Annotated in this window: 13 protein-coding genes and 1 riboswitch; of the genes, 5 read left to right on the top strand and 8 right to left on the bottom strand. The window is 54.4% G+C overall.

Annotated elements, in window-relative coordinates:
- Positions 1-177: 177 nt before the first annotated feature.
- Positions 178-269, top strand: a riboswitch (cyclic di-GMP riboswitch).
- 18 nt (positions 270-287) lie between these two features.
- Positions 288-851, top strand: a complete 564-nt coding sequence (locus E4634_RS17430; protein ID WP_135445936.1) for a hypothetical protein — start codon at positions 288-290, stop codon at positions 849-851.
- 117 nt (positions 852-968) lie between these two features.
- Here E4634_RS17430 and E4634_RS17425 read toward each other — a convergent pair whose 3' ends face one another.
- Genes E4634_RS17425 through xrtD form a run of 3 tightly spaced genes read right to left on the bottom strand, consistent with a single transcriptional unit; the run spans position 969 to position 6,585 of the window.
- Positions 969-3,356, bottom strand: a complete 2,388-nt coding sequence (locus tag E4634_RS17425) for a tetratricopeptide repeat protein (RefSeq protein ID WP_135445935.1) — start codon at positions 3,354-3,356, stop codon at positions 969-971.
- A gap of 41 nt (positions 3,357-3,397) precedes the next feature.
- Positions 3,398-5,002: a glycosyltransferase family 4 protein gene (locus E4634_RS17420; protein WP_135445934.1), complete on the bottom strand. Its 1,605-nt coding sequence runs from the start codon at positions 5,000-5,002 to the stop codon at positions 3,398-3,400.
- A gap of 2 nt (positions 5,003-5,004) precedes the next feature.
- Entirely contained in the window at positions 5,005-6,585 is a 1,581-nt protein-coding gene (gene xrtD / locus E4634_RS17415; RefSeq protein WP_167854963.1) for a VPLPA-CTERM-specific exosortase XrtD, read from the bottom strand.
- Positions 6,586-8,080: 1,495 nt separating this feature from the next.
- On the opposite strand from xrtD, the gene E4634_RS17410 reads away from it, so the two are divergent.
- From E4634_RS17410 to E4634_RS17400, 3 genes are all read left to right on the top strand, one after another.
- A complete protein-coding gene (locus E4634_RS17410; protein WP_135445932.1) occupies positions 8,081-9,106 on the top strand; it encodes a glycosyltransferase family protein in 1,026 nt (341 codons plus the stop codon).
- A 169-nt stretch (positions 9,107-9,275) separates the two neighbouring features.
- Positions 9,276-10,736, top strand: a complete 1,461-nt coding sequence (locus E4634_RS17405; RefSeq protein WP_135445931.1) for a lipopolysaccharide biosynthesis protein — start codon at positions 9,276-9,278, stop codon at positions 10,734-10,736.
- Positions 10,737-10,841: 105 nt separating this feature from the next.
- Positions 10,842-11,777 (top strand): sulfotransferase family protein, encoded by a 936-nt coding sequence (locus tag E4634_RS17400; protein ID WP_135445930.1) that lies wholly within the window; start codon positions 10,842-10,844, stop codon positions 11,775-11,777.
- A gap of 30 nt (positions 11,778-11,807) precedes the next feature.
- Here E4634_RS17400 and E4634_RS17395 read toward each other — a convergent pair whose 3' ends face one another.
- From E4634_RS17395 to E4634_RS17380, 4 genes are all read right to left on the bottom strand, one after another.
- Entirely contained in the window at positions 11,808-12,437 is a 630-nt protein-coding gene (locus E4634_RS17395) for a sulfotransferase family protein (RefSeq protein ID WP_135445929.1), read from the bottom strand.
- 97 nt (positions 12,438-12,534) lie between these two features.
- On the bottom strand, positions 12,535-13,728 hold the full coding sequence (locus E4634_RS17390; RefSeq protein ID WP_135445928.1) for a polysaccharide pyruvyl transferase family protein: 1,194 nt from the start codon (positions 13,726-13,728) through the stop codon (positions 12,535-12,537).
- Between the two features lie 448 nt (positions 13,729-14,176).
- Complete coding sequence (locus E4634_RS17385) at positions 14,177-14,974, bottom strand: sulfotransferase family 2 domain-containing protein (protein ID WP_167854962.1); 798 nt, start codon at positions 14,972-14,974, stop codon at positions 14,177-14,179.
- Between the two features lie 121 nt (positions 14,975-15,095).
- Positions 15,096-16,433 (bottom strand): O-antigen ligase family protein, encoded by a 1,338-nt coding sequence (locus E4634_RS17380; RefSeq protein ID WP_135445926.1) that lies wholly within the window; start codon positions 16,431-16,433, stop codon positions 15,096-15,098.
- A 707-nt stretch (positions 16,434-17,140) separates the two neighbouring features.
- On the opposite strand from E4634_RS17380, the gene E4634_RS17375 reads away from it, so the two are divergent.
- Positions 17,141-17,878 carry a sulfotransferase family 2 domain-containing protein gene (locus tag E4634_RS17375; protein WP_135445925.1) on the top strand — a complete coding sequence of 246 codons (738 nt, stop codon included), beginning with the start codon at positions 17,141-17,143 and terminating at the stop codon, positions 17,876-17,878.
- 9 nt (positions 17,879-17,887) lie between these two features.
- Here the strand turns inward: E4634_RS17375 and E4634_RS17370 are convergent, their stop codons facing one another.
- Entirely contained in the window at positions 17,888-18,808 is a 921-nt protein-coding gene (locus E4634_RS17370) for a glycosyltransferase family 2 protein (protein ID WP_135445924.1), read from the bottom strand.
- Positions 18,809-19,728 lie beyond the last annotated feature (920 nt).

The following is a 19,728-nucleotide window of genomic DNA, read 5'->3' as shown; positions in this document are numbered from 1 at the left end:
CCTATTTCCATAGCTTCACGCGCAGCGACTGTAAAAAATCCTGACAGCAGTTTTTCCTTTCCACCCAAAGCCAACTTGATAGACTAGTTCGGCCTGTCTGACAGGCCTATTGCCGTGCTGTGGAGGAATGCGGTCACCGTTTCCGGCACACGCGGCGCAGGGAATGAAGCAAATAACACCTGGATGAGCCAAACCAGGCGTGAGCCTGGGACGGAAAGTCACGGGTCTTCCACTGCCCACACAGCGCGGAAGACGGCCGGACTACCCGATCTTGCGAGAGAGCAGATATGAAAAAATTAGCGAGCATGGCACTTGCCATCAGCCTGGGGGCAGGCGGTTCCACGGCCATGGCCCAGGCGGTCACGGCCTCCTACGGCGGCGGCACGGTAGGCGCAGGCACCTCCACCACCGTCGGTTCCGGTACCGGTAACCTCAGCGGCGACATGCTGACCATCAGCTACACCGAGACCCGCTCGGTCACCGCACCGATCGTCGCGGTGGTCGAAATCAGCGGGTCTGCGAGCTTCGATTTCTCCGGCCCCGCGAGCGGAACCTTCACCGACGCCACCTGTACGCCTGTCAGCGGCTTCGACGTATGCCCGTTCCTGACCCTGGGTACGCCGAAGGCCTACGATTCCGTGACCGGCACCTGGGACTCCTTCACCACCGTGTCCATCGACACGACGGCAGGCACCGCGACCACCACCCTGGACTGGTCCGTAGCAGCCGCACCGGTGCCGCCGACCCCCGGCCCGGTCGACGCGGTAGCAGTACCGGCGCTGCCCCTGGCCGGCCTCGGCCTGCTGATTGCCGGCATGCTCGGCCTCGGCGGACGCCGCCTGCGCAAGTAAGCCTGCGGCAACCAATAAAAAAGGCGGATGTCACCATCCGCCTTTTTTTATGCCCGTGATCCGTCCTGAAACAGCTCTACACAAGGAGACCAGTTGCAGGACAGGATACCTGGAGTCTTACTCCAGGCTGTCGTAGACCTTCTGCGCCTCCTCGCGCCCGGGGAACTGGGCAGCCTCGTCGGCCAGCGCGTTGCCCAGTTCCTGCTTCGCCAGTTCCATCTGCCCGTTGCTGTGATAGGCCATGCCCAGGTGGTAGGCGTATTCAGGGCCTTCGCCACCCGCCTGCCGCGCCGCCTGCATCAGGCTGATCGCCTGCGGGATATTACCCAGGCGGTACTGTAGCCAGCCGCGGGTGTCGAGCTCCGCCGGAGAGGAGGAATTCTCGAATCCCGCGGTGAGTTCGCGCGCCCGCCGCAGGTTCTCCTCGGTGGGGAAATAGTCGAGCAGGATCGCCACCAGGTTGTTGGTGACGACGCGTACCTCCGGCGCCTGGGCGTGGATGTCCTCGAGCAGTTTGAGCGCGTCATCCGCCCGACCGGACACCGTGTAGCGGTTGGCCAGCGCCACGTGCAGGACGGTGCTGGAGGGGTTCGCCTCCAGGCCGCGCCTGAATACCGCGTCCGCCGCATCGGCATCGCCACGGGCGACGTACAGGCGGGCGAGGTTGATGTACGGGTCGATCTTCTCCGGCGAGGTCTCGATGATCGCCAGGTAACCCGCTTCCGCCTTGTCGGCATCGCCCGTGAGCATGTAAAGGTTGGTGAGGATCGTCGCCGCCTGGCTGTCGTCCGGGTGCGCCTGCTGGTAGTCCTGGAACCAGGCCAGCGCCTCGTCGGTCTGCCCAAGGCGGTAGTAGCTGCCGCTGATAATGGGTAGCGCGCCGGTCAGTTGCGGGTTGGCCTCCAGCGCGGCCTTGGCCAGGGTGAGGGCCTCCTCCGGCTGGTCCTGGCGCAGTGCCAGGCCCGCGGATAACAGGTCTGCCACCGGCTGGGTCTTGTCGTCGCCGGCCAGGCGCTGGATCAGTGCCTCGGCGTCGTCCCAGCGCTGCAGGCGCGAATAGATGCCGGAGAGCTCGTTGATCGCCTGGATGCTTTCTGGCTCGATCTCCAGCAGCTTCTCGAAATTGGCCGCAGCCTTGGCGTATTCCTGGCGCGAGGACATCAGGCTGGCGCTCTGGTACAGGGCGATGGTGTTGTCCGGCCGCAGTTCCAGCACCTTGCGGTAGTTGTCCAGGGCCAGGTCCACGGCACCGGTGTGGCGCTGGGCCTCGGCGATCATCAGCAGTGCGCGGGCGTCATCCGGCGCGGAGCGCAGCACCATACGCAGGTCAGGGATCGCGTCCTCGTACTGCTGGCGCGCGAACTTGATGCGCGCCTGCGCCAGCAGGGCCTCCGGATCCCCGGCTTCCCTCTCCAACGCCTGGTCGACCCACTGTTGCGCCGTTTCCAGTTCGCCGCGCCCCAGGCTGATGTCCGCCAGGCTGACTCGGGCAGCCTGGTAGGCCTCGCCCTCCTCGCCGTGATCGAAGGTTCCCTTGTACACCGCCTCGGCATCCTCGAGCTGACGCAGTTGCTCAAGCAGTTTGCCCAACGAAAAGCGGACCTCGACGCTGGCCGGGTCGGCGGCGAGCATTTTCTGCAGTTCGTCCCGGGCCGCCTCATCGCCCTCGACCTGGCGCAGGTACTCGACCATCACCAGTTTGTAGTCCGGGTCGTCGGGGTGCGCCGCCAGCTGCTCTCGCAGCATGGTTTCCGCCGCATCGGCCTGGAATTTGCTCACGTAATAGGCGGCCAACTGACGTACGTAGGTGACGTCACCGGGGTGGCTCGCCACCAGTTTTTCAAGTTCGCCGATCACATCCTCGCTGCGCCCGAGCTGCTCCAGCGCAGCAATACGCAGCTTCATGAGGTCGACGTCATCGGGCTCTTTCGCCAGCCCGCGGTCCACAAATTCCAGCACACGGCCCGGGTCGGAGGTACCGATCAGCGAGCCCATCACCGAGAGCGCCAGAATCTTGGCCGGATCCTGTTGCAGCGCCTTCTCGGCCCTGGCCAGGGCGTCGTCGCGCTCGCCGCGCTTCATGGCGATCAAGGCGCTCACCGCCAGTCCGTCGGCGTTATCCGGCTCCTGTTGCTGGACGCGGTCGATATTCTCCTGTGCGTCGTCCAGTTCCCCGGCCCCCGCGAGGAGTTGCGCCATTTTGATGTTGGCGTCGACGTGATTCGGATTCACCTCCAACACCGCGTTCAGGGCACCGGCCATCTCGCGCCACTTTTGCTGCTTCTCTGCCACCAGGGCGAGCATGTAGCGGGCCTCGGCGTTGTTCTGGTTAATTTTCAGTACATTGCGGGCGTCGATTTTCGCCTTGTCGTAGTTCTCGGCGGCGTAGTGTTCCTTCGACCGCTCCAGGTATTTCGCCTGGCGCTCCTCGCTGCCGCCACATGCCGATAACAGCAATGTCGCGCTGAGGGCCAGAATGATTCCGCGTTGTCCGATACGCACCATAATTAACTCCGAGTAAGCTCCAGGTTCTTTTTATTGTCGATTCAAAACAGTGCCAGCAAGGCCGCTATCGCACAACCGCTGGTAAAGGCCACCATGCGGGTGGCGCGATGCAAAATGAACTCGCTGGTATACATCAAAAGCGCCACCAGGAGTATGACCCGACCGAGCGCGTACTGTTGCAACAAATCGATCGGCAGCAGGGGAACCAGCACGATGACCAGGGTGATCAGCAGGTCCTGGGTGGTCAGGCGGAAGTCCGACTTGCGCGTCATGCGAATGGCCAGCATCAGGCTGACCAGCAGCAGGGCGGAACTGCCCACCACGACGTAAACCTCGGTCTCCCCGAGTTCACCGGACAGCAGCAGGTAGGCCATCATCACACAGGCCAGGTACAGCACACAGCGGAAGATCGTCTGTGCCTGCGCGAAGCGCGTGAGCAGCGCGCTGGCAATTACCCCGCCCAGCAGGCTCAGACCCATGCGCAGGTGGGAGGTGCCGGGCACCGCGTAATGCGCCGCCGCCAGCAGGAATACGCCAAGCAACACCGCCAGGTAGCGGCCGGAGTTGTGGTAATACCAGTCGAAGCGGCGCAGGAAGTTATTGCGCCGCTCGCGGCCGGGTATGTCTTCCGGCGGGTGGAAGGAGAAGTCCCGGTAATTGCCCAGTAACAGGGCGCCCAGCACCATAAAGACGAATACGGCATAGAAGGCGGCGACAACAAAATCCACATGGAAGCGAAAGACGAAGGCGCCGGCCATGAGGATCGTCTGCAGGATGTAGATGATTCCCACCACCTCGGTGTGGGTGAAGCCGAGCTTGCCTATCTGGTGATGGAAGTGTTCCTTGTCCGGCCCCGGCAGCGGCAGCTTCTTGTGTACTCGCACCGGCACTACCTGGATGATATCCATGATCGGGATGCCGAGGATCAGCACCGGCAGGAAGGCGCTGTAGGGCGCGATCTCGTCCTGCGTAACCATGAGGGCGAGGCAGGCGATGATAAACCCGAGGAACTGGCTGCCGGCGTCGCCCATGAAGATGTTGGCGGGAAAGGTGTTGTAGCGCAGGAAACCCAGCACCCCACCGACCACGGTGAGCGAGATCATCGCCACCTGGTAGTTGTCGACATGGAAGGCGAGCAGGAAGATGAGCAGCAACGCCATGATCGAGGTGCCGGCCGCGAGACCGTCCAGGCCGTCAGAAAAATTGACACCATTGACCACGCCGACCAGGAAGAAGAATGTGATCGGGTAACTCAACCAGAGCGGTGCGCTGTCCAGGCCGAGAAATGGCAGCTTGTGCGCGGCGATTCCGCCGGCCATCACCACCAGCGCCGCCAGCGCCTGGCCGAACAGCTTCCACTTGTAGCTGAGCTCGAGGCGGTCGTCGAGCAGGCCGAACACGACAATAATCGCGCAACCGATGAACAGGTAACCTACCTCGCCCTCGAAGGGCAGCAGGAACAACAGCGGCAGCGCGGCGCCGATGATGATCCCCAGCCCGCCGGTGCGCGGCATGACCACCGCGTGCACCTTGCGCTCCGCCGACGGGTCATCGATCAGCCCGAGACGAGTCGACAGCCTGATCAGCAGGGGGATCAGGGCGATCGTCAGGAACAGGGCGATGGTTAGGCTGTAAAGGTATTCCATGACTAGCTGGTCTTGTTCTGACGACTCCTGCTGATCTCCTTGACCTGGATATCCTGGCCCGGGAGAAATTCCGGCAATATCGGGTAGAACTCCCGGAGAAACGCCTGCAATCTCTCGTCAGCTAATGCGACATCCGTGCCAGGTAGTACAGGTGTCACCAGGCGAACCAGCGCGCCGTCAGAACGCTGCATGGTCAGGCCATCCATGAAGAGATACCACTTTGCAAGGTATTCATTGGTGATGACGCGCCCGCGCTGGGCGAACCAGTAGTACACGAGGTTGGACTCGTCGCCCTGGGAAATGAGAAGTCGATTGACGCGCAATCCAGAGTAACCCAGGGCGTCCCCCATGTCCTGCTGAGTCAGGTTGGAAATCTTCCAACCGCCGCCCGGGATGCACGAGCGCGGCGAGTGGATCGAGGAGCCGGTACGCTGTGACTCATAGTAGGCAACATAGAAATTAACCGGGATCGGATCCCCGGGGCGCCGGTAGTTGGCCTGAATGTAGTCAGGGTAATCCAGGGCTTTGAGGACACCCGGACTGAGGGCAGTCTCCTCACCAACCCAGTCGCCATGCAGCAGAGGAAAACGGATAAAACTCTCCCGCACCGGCACATACTCTTCGCGGTCTGAAATCGCGATACTCGCAGGGAGAGCCATGGCCAGCACCAGCATGGTTAACACCAGACCGGGCATGGTACGCCGAAACCCAGGCCTGGCCGCCTTGATATCGGCGAGAGAGGGGTACGAAAGGTCGATAAGGTCCAGCGGGGATACCCGTCTGCCCCCCGCATAGTTCAAGGCCAGGATCAAGAGGAACAGAACCCCGAGACAGGCCATGAACACGAACCAGCCCTCGAAATCATGCAGGAAACCCTCCGCCATCTCGATGCCCCAGTACTCGACCGTGATACCGATCACGCCGATGCGGAAGCTGTTCATGAGCACAGTAATGACCACCGTGCTCAGGAAGATGGTCCATTTATGCCAGTTCGGACCGTTGTAGACATAGGCTATTAGGAAGCCGAAGCTCATCAGGGGGAAGAGGTAGCGCAGGCCACTGCAGGCTTCCACAACCTGCAGTTGATAGACCCCCAGGTCTATGACGTTACCGGTGACATAGACACTGATATCGAACAACTGGATGACAGCAACGCCAATCTGGGTAGAGATCAATTGCAGTTGCTCCGACAAACCCCGGTAGAGGAAGGTGGGTAGCGGGATCATGAAGATCAGGTATGCAAATGAAGCCCAGGTCAGGCGAAAACCACGCACGCCAAACACGCTAATTCCCAGCGCGACCAACGCGAGCAGAAATGCGTAATGGACAATGATGTAGATAGAACTGAGATCGCCGAGGAACCACCCCAGCATCGCGCCGGCCATCAGTAGCGGCCCCAACCAACGGCCTCGCCAGTTCAGGCGAATCAGTGCGGGCAGTTTCTGGTAGAACAGGAAGAATGCCACGAACGGAATCATGTACCCGTGGCTGTATTCCTCGATATTTGCCCAGCGCCACTCCATCTCGACCAGGCCGTCCCAGAAGATATAGCAGACCGCCGCGGCACAGATCAGCAACAACATGAGCCAAACCAGGGGCGACGTGTTGGCCTGGGTACCTCGTCCTGAGGCTGCGCTAGCAGAATTCGACATTATTCTCCCTTACATTCTTCGCGTGGCTATGAGCAGTTACGCATGCATTATTGTAGTGTCAGGGCTGGGAAAGCGAGTACCCAATGTAGCCCCACGCAAGGGCATTCCAGGAGTTTCTCAGGAAAGCGTGACAGACACCGCCCCCACCTGTTTCACAGTTGCACCCCGGTGCCCGACCCTCGCCCTGATACTCAGAGACCTCCGTCGGACTGTGCAGTGTGCCCCCCAAACTAGCCGCCCTGTATTACATCGCTTTCGGGAGCCCCCAGGTGGTGCCAACACCAGCAGCCGGCATATTGAGATAGTGCCACAACCCGCGCCGATATTCGCAAGGGGAGCCAAGGGGCCTATTAGTCTGGGGGCTTCCGGGACGGGAGCCAGCATCGAATACCTGCCGCACGCCGCCACAACATCAGTGTGTATAATTTTTCGACAGGCAAAAAAGGCCCCGGGATGGTGGCGGAGTGGTCGCGTACGTTCGCCTATCGAGGGTCCCGGCAAGCGAGGCCGCCAAACATTTGTCCACATAGAAAAGATGGGCTATCGATGCAATGAAGGTCACATACAATGGGGAGCACTTTTCCTGGCCACCGGGGAGATTGTACTGGCCTGAAATGCCCTCTTCTGGCACCAGGCTCCGGTCCCATGTCCAGCCAAGCTACCTCCAAGAATAGTCGAATTCTGGAACCAACGATCGTCCGTGCCAGGCAAAAAAGTCTATCCAAGTATCAGGCCAAACAAAAGTCCGTCACCCTCCAGCCCAACAACGGTCCATATGCGAACTCTCCACCCTAAGCTTGGTACGGCAAATGCATACATTTTCCAGACCAAAAGGCAGGCGACCACCAGCTTCAGCACGCATGAGCATACAACCCTCTGCCGGGAACTCGGCAAAAGCCAGGCAAGCCCACATGAGCACGCTGTATCCGCACGCCAACCGATCAACTCAATTATGGGAGTAGGCAGTCCGACCAAGATATGGAAGCAAAATCCGGGCACAACATAGCCAGATTGTTCCGGGAGTAGGCCCTATGCATGTCGTAGACGCGAAATTCAGACCAGCAACCGTCGCGTCCTCTCCTGCCCGGATTGCCGTTGCCTACTTGCCGATTTGCCGTTGCATACTTGGATGTACAAGTGTGCTACGTTATTTGAAACCGTGGACCGATTTCCCCAGCAACCATTTCCCAGTTGAACCTGCATCGAACATCGTGGACAGACTACTGCAGAGTACCGGGAACCCGGAGTGCGTTACTTCCGGGGCTAACCGCGGCGACCCCTCGGATACCAAATCTCTGAGGTTTTGGTTCCTCGGCCAAGCGGCGAAATTGACCGACTACCCCTCATTAGCGTTTAGCCTCTTCGCCAGGGTTCTGATAGTTCCTCGGAGCAGTATTTCCCAACCGACTCGACACAAGGCTAAGGTGTGGTGATATCCCAGGCTTCTCAATCCACCCCAGGTAACTGCTACCTGTCACCACATTTAAAACCTGGCAATGGCTATATCGACCAGCATATCAAGGTCATGGAAAACCTGGGGTTCAGGATAAAGCCGCTGGCTTCACTAGGACAGGATTTTTTAAAACGGAGCATCCCTCCAGGCTCCATAATAGATGTGCATTGGATGGAAGAATGGCCTATCAGCAAAAGCCGGAATAGCATCAGCGTAACCGGCCTGTTCAAATTCTGCGTGATGTTGCTACTGTTCAGGCTCAGTGGAGTACCGCTGGTATGGCAGAGGCATAATTACATTGGTCATGACGCAACAGGGATCGGACAGAAAATTTCCCGGTGGGCGATATCCAGTCTTGAAAAAATCGCCACCTACAAGCTTGCTCATTTTGAGTCCCGGTCCCTAGTGCCAAACTACCAATACTCGCCACACCCTATCTACACTGACAAGCTTGTTTCCGACCGCTGGACCGAAGGCAGCCCCCGATTCGTTTGTTTTGGCGCTGTGAAACGCTATAAGAGAATACCTGAGCTGCTAAGCATCTGGCCAAAAGAGACGCCTCTCCAGATTGTGGGCCGTTGTCGGGACGAAACACTTGAGGAAGAGATCAATTCGATCATCAATCTTCGCCATCTGGACGTGCAGTGCGATTTTCGCTTTGTTTCTGACCAGGAGATACCTGACCTGATGAGTGCTTCTGATGTTCTCGTCCTCACCCATGGGGAAGGGTCTGCCGTGGTTTCCGGCGCCTACTATATGGCTAAGAGCTACGGATGCATAATCCTGGCACAAAGCAGCGAATTTATAGATTCAATGGCTAAAACCACGCGGGGCGTCTACGCGTTCAACTCTCCAGAAAACCTTCGTGAAAATATTGAGCGCGTAAATGCGTTCAGGAACCAGAATTCGCGGGAAGATATTTTTCAGGAGAGCTGTGAGCAATACAGCATTGATGCGTGCGCTCTTCGTTACAAGGATATTTTTTCGATGTCTACCTAAACTCTTAGCACTCAATTCATAGAAAATATTTAGACAAGCACCATCGCCAAATTCTTTACTCACCCCAAAAGCCGGTGAGCCAACGGGCCGAAGACCAATGTCAGTGTCGGAAAACAACAAGCGAATAGTTCGGAATACGCTATTTCTTTATTTCCGAATGCTTCTGACCATGGCGGTTTCGCTGTTCACGGTTCGCATTGTTTTACAGGCACTTGGCGCCGTTGACTATGGTCTTTACAACGTCGTCGGTGGCGTAGTCACAATGTTTTCCTTTCTGAGCGGAAGCATGGCCACCGCTTCTCAGCGATTTTTCGCCTTCGAACTGGGCAAAGAGAATCACGAGCAGCTCAAAAAGACATTCAGCATGATAATGATGGCCTATGTCGCTGTAGCCGCACTCATTCTCCTGCTCGCTGAAACACTGGGCCTTTGGCTACTAGACACACAACTCAACATTCCCACCGAAAGGGTCAGCGCAGCACACTGGGTGTACCAGTTTTCCGTCTTCTCATTCATGATGAGTATCATCACCATACCGTACCGGGCAGCGATTATCGCCCACGAAAGAATGGATGTGTTTGCGTGGATCAGCATCCTCGAGGTCCTGCTCAAACTACTGGTAGCGTATTTACTTATTTATCTCAGTTTTGATGCATTGAAGCTCTATGCAGTCCTGGTATTTGGTGTCACTACCCTTGTGACTCTGGTTGTGCGTACCTACGCGTATCGTCGATTCGAAGAGTGTCGATTCTCCTATTACTGGGATTCACGCCTGTTTAAAGAAATAGTTGGGTATTCTGGTTGGAATTTGTTCGGAGCCGCTGCGGCAGTATCAAGAGACCAAGGCGTGAACATCATTTTGAATATGTTCTTTGGCCCAACTGTCAATGCAGCCAGAGGGATCGCTTTTCAGGTCAACATGGCGATTAATCAATTCGTGCAGAACTTCATGATTGCGACTCGCCCACAGATCACCAAGTACTATGCCAGCGAGCAGAACAGCGAAATGTTGGAACTGGTGTTCAGGAGTTCGAAATTCTGCTTTTTTCTTTTGTTTATAATTTCCACACCCCTTTTAGCGGAAGCTCAATTTGTCCTAGCCACCTGGCTAACCACATTACCGGAGCACGCAGTCACTTTCACTCGGCTAATCTTGCTATCAACGCTGATTAACTCTCTCTCACTTCCATTGATGGCAGCAGCACAGGCGACTGGTCGAATCGCTATGTACCAAGCCGTCGTTGGAAGTGTGGTTCTTTTGAACTTACCTATTGCTTACCTGCTGTTGAGTAGGGGACTCCCAGCCGAAACCGTGTTTTATACCGCTATTGCCATTTCAACGATTACGCTTTTTCTACGTTTGCTGTTTTTACGTTCTATGGTGAACCTGTCCATTCGGAAGTACCTATCTCAAGTCCTTCTTCGCGCGCTCTTGTGCGTTCTCTTCACCTATAGCGTGTTAACCGCACTTATACTGCACACTGATGATGGCGTCCTGCGCTTCTTCCTCTCCTGCTTTACTTCCGTTCTAATATCGGTAATTTCGATCTATGTTGTCGGCTTGTCCAGCGACGAGAAAGTTTTTGTTTCCAAATCACTGAAAAGACTCATAGCCAAACTCAGGGCTTGATATCTCGACCAGTGCGACCAGCGACCGGGAGGAAAGGAAAATGTCAGAAACATCTAACTGTTTGAAGAATCACCGCATTCTACAGATGAGCAGGATGCAAAGCTCGTGCCTGTAAGCGACTCTCCCCTTATCCACATAGGATACTCAAAATGTGCCTCGACAAGCTTACAACGCGGCTTCTTTAAGGCGTGTAACGATTTGTCCTACCTCGGCGTGCAGATGGATTTTGCAGATGGCGGAGAGGACGCTCATAGGGCGGTGTACAGCATCGCTTCGCTTGGCATTTGCGAGTATGAGCAAAGGAAAGACGAGATACGCAGTAGTATTCAAGACTTCCTTGAAGGAAAAGATTCGGTCGTGATATCCAACGAGGTTCTCTCTTCCGGGAGCCATACGCCGTTTCAGAGGCAGGGATGGTGTGACACAGTTACAGTGGCGGAACGTCTAAAGGCAATTTTCCCCAACGCAAAGATCCTCATAATTATCAGGAATCAACTCGACATCCTGCCATCTATCTACGCCGAGATATCCAAACCATCCACTGTATCCGTGCGTTGGAATGATTACATCAGCACGGCGATTGGAGCAGACATTCAGGGTAGGGGGTCTCTATTACACCGCCTGAACTACTTCAATACGTACAGCGTCTACGCAGATATGTTCGGACACAACAACGTCAAAGTTGCGATGGTTGAAGACCTGACCAGAGACCCTGAAACATTTTTGCGAGATATTTGCGAACTCGCCTGCCCGGGCAAGAATATCCCGGTGACCGAATTCAGCCTGAAAAAAGAAAATGTACGGCTGACAAGCCTGGACAAGGCAAAAAAGCGGCTTGGCTCAATGCTTCCCGGCTTATCTGGATTTATTTCATCTATCACACAGAAAAATTCGACTGAAAATCCAGGCAGCAGATTTGGGAGCCGCCCAGCTTCATATTCGGCAGAACAAACTGAGTATCTGAGGAAATTCTATCGTCAGGGAAACAGGGCCCTCTCTGAATCCACTGGACTAAAGCTCGAGGAAGCCGGGTACCCATGACCTGGAAACGAGCAGACTTCCCAAACGATCTTAGGAGGAAAATTTCCGACGGTCTTTCAAATGGGGAAACTCTTCCGCTGGCTCACTCAGTTCCAGGAAACCACAAAGCTCGTTCCATCCATCACCGTTCTCCCAATTCACGATCAGGAGTTTTTGAGGCCGATCTTTAAAGTAGTTCCTGACTTCCATATTGTGCTTTTTGTAGAGCGCTATCATTTCTTCAGGATGCAGGTCTGGCTCCTTGAATCCGTAGATATACTTTCTGATTCTGCGAAGCCTGTACGCCTTAATCTGCTCCTTGATGCGCGGCCCAATCCCTAATAGTGAATTGCGCTTAGCTGCACTGTCTTCCCGTTGTACATGCCCCTGATAACTCGTCATGCGCTTCTCAGGATCCCGCTCTGTAAGCACGAATTTCGCATTGGGAAAATGCTGGTCAATGCTTTGGTACATAAGGGGAAAAGGCCAGTCTTCCATTGCATTGAAGTTTTCAAGGCGAGCCAATACATCATCTACTCGCCCCTTTTTGAGCATCATGACAAGCTCAGGGGAGTAAGATACATGACGATCAAAACCGAGTATCTTAAGTGCCTTACCCAGCGAACTTGTACCGGTTTTTCCCCATCCGACACCAACGACCTTTACTTCATCAATACTCAATTCAAGACTCCCTGACAATTTCGACAATGAACCCATGATCGCGAGTGAGTTCTTGGAGTTGTCGACCGACGTGATTCGATCCAAAGACAGCGTGCCGCTATGCCACTTCTCCACGAGTTTCAAATACTTTGAGTAAGTACTTACGACTCCTGGATCTCTCCTGCTCGAGTATCGACGTCACTTGCGTCCAGTCGATTGGCGAGCTGGCGATCTCCTCAATTCTGGAAATGTCCTCCAGGACGAGTCTGTCTCTTAACAAGAGTAAGCTCAATAGTGAATCGAAGCGTGATATGCCCCGAAACTGATTCCCCAAAGAAATAAACGGCTTGTTGTTCAGAATAGCAAAAACGGTGCCATGAAATGAGTCAGTGACTACAAACTCCGCATCCCTGAAGGCTGCCAGCCATTCATAAACCGTGGGTCGTGCATAACGCCCCCTATTGCCTCGATACTCCCGATACTCCTTGGGTGAATTGTGCATCAGTCGTTCGACAGGTAATGACAACGCCGCGCCGAGACGCTGCTCAACTTCACGGGGCTTACTCTCATCATCCAAAATATAGGAGAGGAGGTACGGACCAGATTTCCGAAAATTGGCGGAACCCGCCAGACGATCATAGTGTGACCTGCTAAGCAACAAGGTAGGGTCCACATGCTGCAAGGCCTCTACACCCCAACATTGTGAGCATATCTCAACTCCTGCAGCTTCCCTGACGGATACCGCATCCAAAGCTTTCGCGAGAACGGCGCTTCGATTCTTCAACTCAGGTCCGTACTCATCGATATCATCCATCCCAAATGAAGCTGCGTAGGAGGCCTTTATATGTTTTGAACCAGCGGCAAAATCAAACAAGTAGGATGTTATATCGCTATATGCTCGTCGCCAGACTTGGTCACTACCTGCCAGCAACCCATCAAAGCCGTCCAATACTTCAGGAACAAATTTTCCAGATTGCCGAAACAGCATGACAGTTGAGATATGATTATCAACAAACTCCATCATCTTCCTGGATGACTCTCTGCGCATTGCCTCTCTCAACGTCCACTTTGAAACCGGAAGGTAATTCAGCACACCTAGCGGCGTATGGTTGACAAGCGTGTTCTTAATTTCCTGCTTGATACGAGCGAAAGTCCAGTAGGAGTACTGCAACACGCCGGTATCAGTCGAAGGCAAATATCCCAGGTCATGCAATACGCTTTGAAGTGCGTATGCCTGAAGTAATCCACCATAGTTTGCATTCGCCAATGGCAGCGTTCGGATAAGAATTCTTTTGGGGGAATCTGACTGCACTAGCTATTTCCAGCCTCTACATGACTTTGAATTTGCCCCCGACATACCTCTACTCGGAAGCTTTGCACGATCTTTAGCATGACTCAGAGAACGCTCGGGTACACAGACAACACCACGCCAGAAAATAAATGGCGCCCACTTCAATCCCGTGAATGTTTGGAGTTCCTAAACCTCGAACCCTATGCCACTGGTTGAGGCAAAATTCGCGCCACGCCGCCCTCGCATCGAACCTAAAGCGACCGAAAGAAAGTAAATCGAGAATTTTTTCGGCTCTTCCATTAACTAAAAGATGTCAATTCGCTCTATTGTCTTCAGGACCAAATCGCCGGTGAGCGCCGCTTTTTTTCGATTGCATGGAAACTACTGTGAATCGGACGGTTCCCTGAGCTTTGAGTTGTAGCCACATCGGACTCTATTTCTTGAACATCCAGATACTTCATTGCAATTTCTAAGCTGACGACTTACGAATCTGGAGGGCAGCCTGGTATACCGCCATGTCCGGTTCACAGACTCTTTCTATCTCCGCCAAAAGCTCTGGTGTGATTTCTTCGCGCTCTTCATAGGACTTGACCGGATTTTGATTGGTCACTCCGATATTTAGCTTCACACCAAAGCGTTCTTGATAGTCCGCTGCAAATCTATCCATATGCTCGAGCACACCGACAACACCAAATTGCCCAAGATTTTTGATGGCCTCATCAAGAATTCTCTGATCGACAACATCGCGCTCAATGGACTTTCCACACAACAGCGAGACGTACATGCAACCCCAATTTCTACCGCGGTCGGTAGAGAGAAATGAAGCAATATCCTGATCGATCTTTGCATGGTCAGATTCTTTGAATCTGTCGTAGTAGTACGCTGATATCCATCTCTTTACCGGGTGACGGAATACAGCAACAAAATCCCAATCACAACCTGGTTCCGCTTTGGCAGCGGGACTGAACGGAATGTGCCCACCGATATAGCGCACCTGCCTCAATTGCATAAAATAGCGAACGACAGCCTCTCTGTACCCTACCAGTTCGTCGCCACCTAACCGCGCGGCATCCATGCTAGCCCCGGCATTCACATAGACCATCCTGTTCGGTAGCACTCTCGCTAACACACCGAAAGAGTCAGCTATCGCCACCCCGATCGATGAACCACCCGTCTTGGGAATGTGAATAAACGCGATCCTGTGTCCCTTCACGACACCATGGACGCGCTGCCTCAATAGCGTACCTAGCCTTCTGATGTACTTCATGAGACTCATAGCTTATCCACGCATTCGAGATTCAAGTTGAATGCTCTCACTTCGAGCGACACTCAGTTTCAAGAACGAGCACTCCGGAAGGAACCGATAAATGCGTCTGCAGTTGCTGTAATCATGCCCGCATAGGGCCAACATTCCCTACGATTTTCTTCGTACGCCGCCCAGGAACAGAAACTCGCTGTTTTGCATACTGTCCGTATGCGATCCCGAACGTGACGGCCAGCAAAACCATTGACCTAATATTGTGCAAGGGCATGGTCGCCATTGCCATTACGAGAACACAAAGGTATACACCGAGCAAAAGCCTGTCATTCGACGCTGCTACGACCTTCCAGCAAACCAACAAAAGCCACGCAAAAACGAGAAAGCCCAATATTCCGGACTCCACCAACGCGGATACAAATTCATTGTGAGCGTACACCCCTATTTCTGCCTGCACTCCGTTCGGTCCAATGCCAAGCAAATACTCCACTGGCCCCCCGTTTACATACTGGTACAGGGTCAGACTGAACAGGTAGAGGCGCCCGGAAAATACTTCCTTGTTGTCCGGCTCTCCGCTAATCGTCAGGTAATGGCCTGGATTTGAGAAGACTGTGACAAAGTCGCCGATATAAGCGCCAAGTGAATCATATGCATAGATAAAACCGGCGACTCCGAACCACGCAAACGCAAACCCGACAAAAATAGCAACAGGAACCGATAGCTTCCGCAAGTAGACGACATACAGATAGATCAGCAGCACGACGAAGGCGAGGATTGCCGTGCGATACCCGTTTAGAAGCAGAGACAGAACACCTACCAGGATAGCCGCCAGGAAAAAGTACTTTACCCGAGGTTTCGAATTGGATCTGAAGCCCAGCATCGTACCCAGGATAAAAATCAGTATCCATGCCGCCAATTCACTTTCGTGGTAGAAGCTCCCGACATAGCTACAAATCGCCTGCCCTTCGATGCATTTTGGACCACGGACTACGGACATCAAGAGTTGATTGGCGATCGGGTAGCTCGCGCCTATCGTCAGTGCCCAGGCGATCTTCCGCATCGGGTAGCTATCGGCAATGCTCCAGGCGAGAAGAAAGACGAGGTAAAAATAGACCCACTTGATCGATACCTCGATGAGATCCGTCCAACGTCCGCTGAATATGGTACTCAGGAGCAGCACGACAAGGTAGGCCGCCAGCGGAACCAGCAGCGGAGAGAATATCCTTTTGCGCTTGGAGACCAGGAAAACGAAGATCAAGCAGATGTAGATCACCGAGTACGTTGCCGCAATCGACAGCGGCCCGATGACAGGCAAGTATGTGTACTGCGAAGCACTGTCTATCAGCGACCGAACCACCAGGTGGAAGGTAAGGAACCACAGTGCATTGCGAAAGCTGGCAAGAAAAAGAACGAAACCCACCGCAGCCAACGGGAGCAGGAACACTGCGTAGGCTGACGCATCACTCATGCGACACTACTCAGCGAGCGAAACTCCACTTGCACGGCGGCAGTCGTCGACGGCAAGCCGCCTACCCGAACGGGATGGTTTAAATCGGGTGCCAAGGAGCTCTTACGTCTATTCAATTGGCGTTGCCTCGTCCATCCCAGTCACTCATACAGCCCTTCAATAAATCCACGAAGTATCATTTTAGCAGGCGTTGCCAATCACACCCGCCTCGCCGACGTCCGATCAATATCAAGGACAGCATTCTCAAACCCGGGTCAAGTGAATCGTCATGCCCGGCTGCAATGCCCTTCAAGGGCGTCGCACAACCGAGCATCGGCTCCCACGCTTCTAGTAGTGTAATGAGCTATATCAACAAGTGTCTATATGCACAAAGATTCCCCATCGAATTTTGTTCCCCCCGGCCCATAGAAAAGGCAGGAGCCAGGAACCTGAGCACTGCGAGGAGCAGCAATCGCCCGCCCCGCCTGCGTTTCCGCCCGCCCTCATACAGCCGCAGGCCTAATTCCCTGTTCAGACATGATTTGAGATCGCGAAGGACCGTTGGCCACGCCGGCAAGGTTCTGCGGCTACGGAAATACCTTGGAGATTTCCGCTGCTCGGCAATATCCAGGAATGGTCTATACTGAATTTGGCTACCATTTTCTTCAGATCCGCAATACTCGAAGTCCGCAGTTTTTACGTTCTTGTCAAAAAGAGTACTAGCGAAAATGATCGTCAGTGACCGCCACAGGTACGTCTTTATCGAGTTGCCCCTGAGCGGCACGACTGCGATCAGTAGCGAGTTGTGCGAACTGTACGGCGGTAAAAAGCTGCTGGGAAAACACGCGACATATCGTGATTTTCTGAAGCACGCGACTCCGGAGCAGAAAAATTACTATGTCTTTTCTGGTCTGAGAAATCCCCTGGACCGCGCAGTAAGTCATTACGAAAAATACAGGACGGATCACCGAGGACGATTCACCGACCCCAAGAAGCTCGGTGTTCGCCGTGGAATCTACGGCCGACTGGACAAACACGCCGACCTTACCCGGTTTCGTTATATTCAAAAGCATGGCGATAGCTTTGCCGATTATTTCATGAGGTTCTACAAGCTCCCATACGACAACTGGAGCCGACTTGATCACGAAAAGTTCGACTACGTAATACGATTCGAATCCATCCAGGATGACTTTTCGACAGTTCTATCGCAGCTCGGGATAGATCAGGTGAGGCCATTGCCAATCGCAAACAAGACAGCAAAACGCGACATGAACTGGCAATCATATTTTGATGATGCAGCCCGGCGGCGTGCGCGACAGGTGTTTGGTCCCTTCATGGAGAAATGGGGCTATCAATTTCCTTCAGAATGGGGGGAATGCGAAATTAAATCGCGCGACAGGCTTCTGTTCGAAATATTGGGCAAAGTTCGAAGCTTTATCTGGATATATTTACGCCCCGCACGCTAACGCCCGCCCCTAGCAAAGGCGCAACAAGTACCTCAAACGCCAATATCCGTCTTTCAGTAGAGAACCTGGGTCATTCAATCCATGTATTGCGCGGAGTTCCACGGCCTGTGGGAATGCGCCGGAGCGACGAAGTATTCCCAGGTCCATGTTTGTATACTCTAGTACCACTCGTTTCAGCGCGGGTAGCATTTCAGGTTCGATAAGGCTTCCAATGTCCAGTCCCTCTATCGAAATTGGCCGAGCCTGTGTTCGCCTTGTGGTCGCGAAACCCAGACTCGAGTCTTCGACATGAAACCTGGTCAACTCTTCTGGGTCCCAAAATACAGGCCCAGATAGCAGAATTGACAGCCAGAGGTAGCTGTCTTCGCCATATCTGCAGCTGTTCTTGGCATAGTAGCCACCAACCCGAAAGAAATCGTCACGCCGTACCATGGTGCAACTCGAATGCATTGCATCCACGTATTTTTTCAGCGTCTTTCCATCTGTATCCGCGGCAATATTCAGGCATCCTGAAATGCCCAGGGCCAGAATCTTGTTCGGTCTGTTCAGACGAAACTCGCCCGCATCGTACCCGCAAACGTAGGCAATCGCCTGTGGAAATTCTTCCAATCGCGAAAGCGCGGTACTCAGGAATCCTGGCTCCCATTCATCGTCAGCATCCAGAAACGCCAGGTAGGAACATTCACCGAGCCGCGCACCGGTATTCCTGGCAGCGCCAGGACCTGCGTTCTCCTGTCGAACCAGGCGCAGGCGGGGATCCTGAAACTCGGCGACAATTTCCGCCGAGTCGTCAGTACTCCCATCATCTACAACGACCAATTCAAAGCGCGGCTCAGATTGGGCGAGCACCGAAGAGATCGCTCGGCGGATGGTTTCTCGCTTGTTGTACAGCGGAATGACTACTGTAATCAGTTTCTCGGCTGGACTCATGAATCCTGCGCTACGCTTGCCAAATTTGCTTGATGTTATGCCATCTACAGACGAAAAGCCTGTCTGGATGGCGCGAACTGGTCAGAGGCAGACCGGTTCGATGTTCAAAATTTGTGTTCGGAGGAGCACACCAGAGCCCCGCTGCAAGGCTGGCACTAAAGGCTCAGCCATTCATCGTCCCCATCGTAATATCCGGTGGGGACACGGCGGTACCCTTCGCGAAGGTTCCTCAGGGCACCCGGGTCAATCTCCTCCCGCCAACGCCAGGCCATACGTCTGGAATCCCGTTGCACGCTGTACGCCCCATTGTCCACGGTTCCACTTGTCGTACGACTGATCTCGCCTTCAAGATCGGGGCCAAACTGCAGACCCGTTTCTCGCGCAACTCTCTCGAACTCCTTCTCAGGCGCAAGACACATATCCTCATAGCGAATGACACAGTGGCCTTCATAGGTGGCGAGCGTACGCAGTGCACTCGCGATCACTTCCGCCTGTCGCCACCCATTGCGTAACCAGACATCTCCGTCACTCGGCGAGCCGGCGACTGTATCCGGATTTCCAAGCCATCCCAACTTCTGGTGGCTCAAGGCGACGGCCGCAGGGTGGCGGAGCAGGAGTATGACGTAAGGCCTCGCAGCCTCTATGTAGACTGGTAGTGCTAGCGGATTTACTTCCTTGATTACGACAATGCGACTGGATCGCCCCAGAAGCCCCCATTGCTCGGGGCTTGTGGCGATATTTCTCGAAAACTTCGGTATGCCTCGAAGTGCACGAAGTGCGGCGGATCGGTAGTGCTCCCCGAGCGTATCACCTAGAATATTGCGCACTATTCCGCCACTCATTTCTTCCTTCAGGCCTTGAGTGACCGGTTCTCTCAGGTAGGCCGCATTCTCCGCGGCACCGAGCACCTTTCCCACCCA

This window comes from Mangrovimicrobium sediminis (assembly GCF_004745945.1).
Taxonomy (GTDB): domain Bacteria; phylum Pseudomonadota; class Gammaproteobacteria; order Pseudomonadales; family Halieaceae; genus Mangrovimicrobium; species Mangrovimicrobium sediminis.
The sequence above is the reverse complement of the archived record's forward strand: the minus strand, read 5'-3'. Positions and strand labels throughout refer to the sequence as shown.

Excerpts from the sequence above, each read along its gene's own strand:
- E4634_RS17430 (WP_135445936.1), top strand. The coding sequence starts at position 288 with ATGAAAAAATTAGCGAGCATGGCACTTGCCATCAGCCTGGGGGCAGGC.
- E4634_RS17425 (WP_135445935.1), bottom strand. The coding sequence starts at position 3,356 with ATGGTGCGTATCGGACAACGCGGAATCATTCTGGCCCTCAGCGCGACA.
- E4634_RS17420 (WP_135445934.1), bottom strand. The coding sequence starts at position 5,002 with ATGGAATACCTTTACAGCCTAACCATCGCCCTGTTCCTGACGATCGCC.
- xrtD (WP_167854963.1), bottom strand. The coding sequence starts at position 6,585 with ATGTTGTTGCTGATCTGTGCCGCGGCGGTCTGCTATATCTTCTGGGAC.
- E4634_RS17405 (WP_135445931.1), top strand. The coding sequence starts at position 9,276 with ATGGCGGTTTCGCTGTTCACGGTTCGCATTGTTTTACAGGCACTTGGC.
- E4634_RS17385 (WP_167854962.1), bottom strand. The coding sequence starts at position 14,974 with ATGAAGTACATCAGAAGGCTAGGTACGCTATTGAGGCAGCGCGTCCAT.
- E4634_RS17380 (WP_135445926.1), bottom strand. The coding sequence starts at position 16,433 with ATGAGTGATGCGTCAGCCTACGCAGTGTTCCTGCTCCCGTTGGCTGCG.
- E4634_RS17375 (WP_135445925.1), top strand. The coding sequence starts at position 17,141 with ATGATCGTCAGTGACCGCCACAGGTACGTCTTTATCGAGTTGCCCCTG.
- E4634_RS17370 (WP_135445924.1), bottom strand. The coding sequence starts at position 18,808 with ATGAGTCCAGCCGAGAAACTGATTACAGTAGTCATTCCGCTGTACAAC.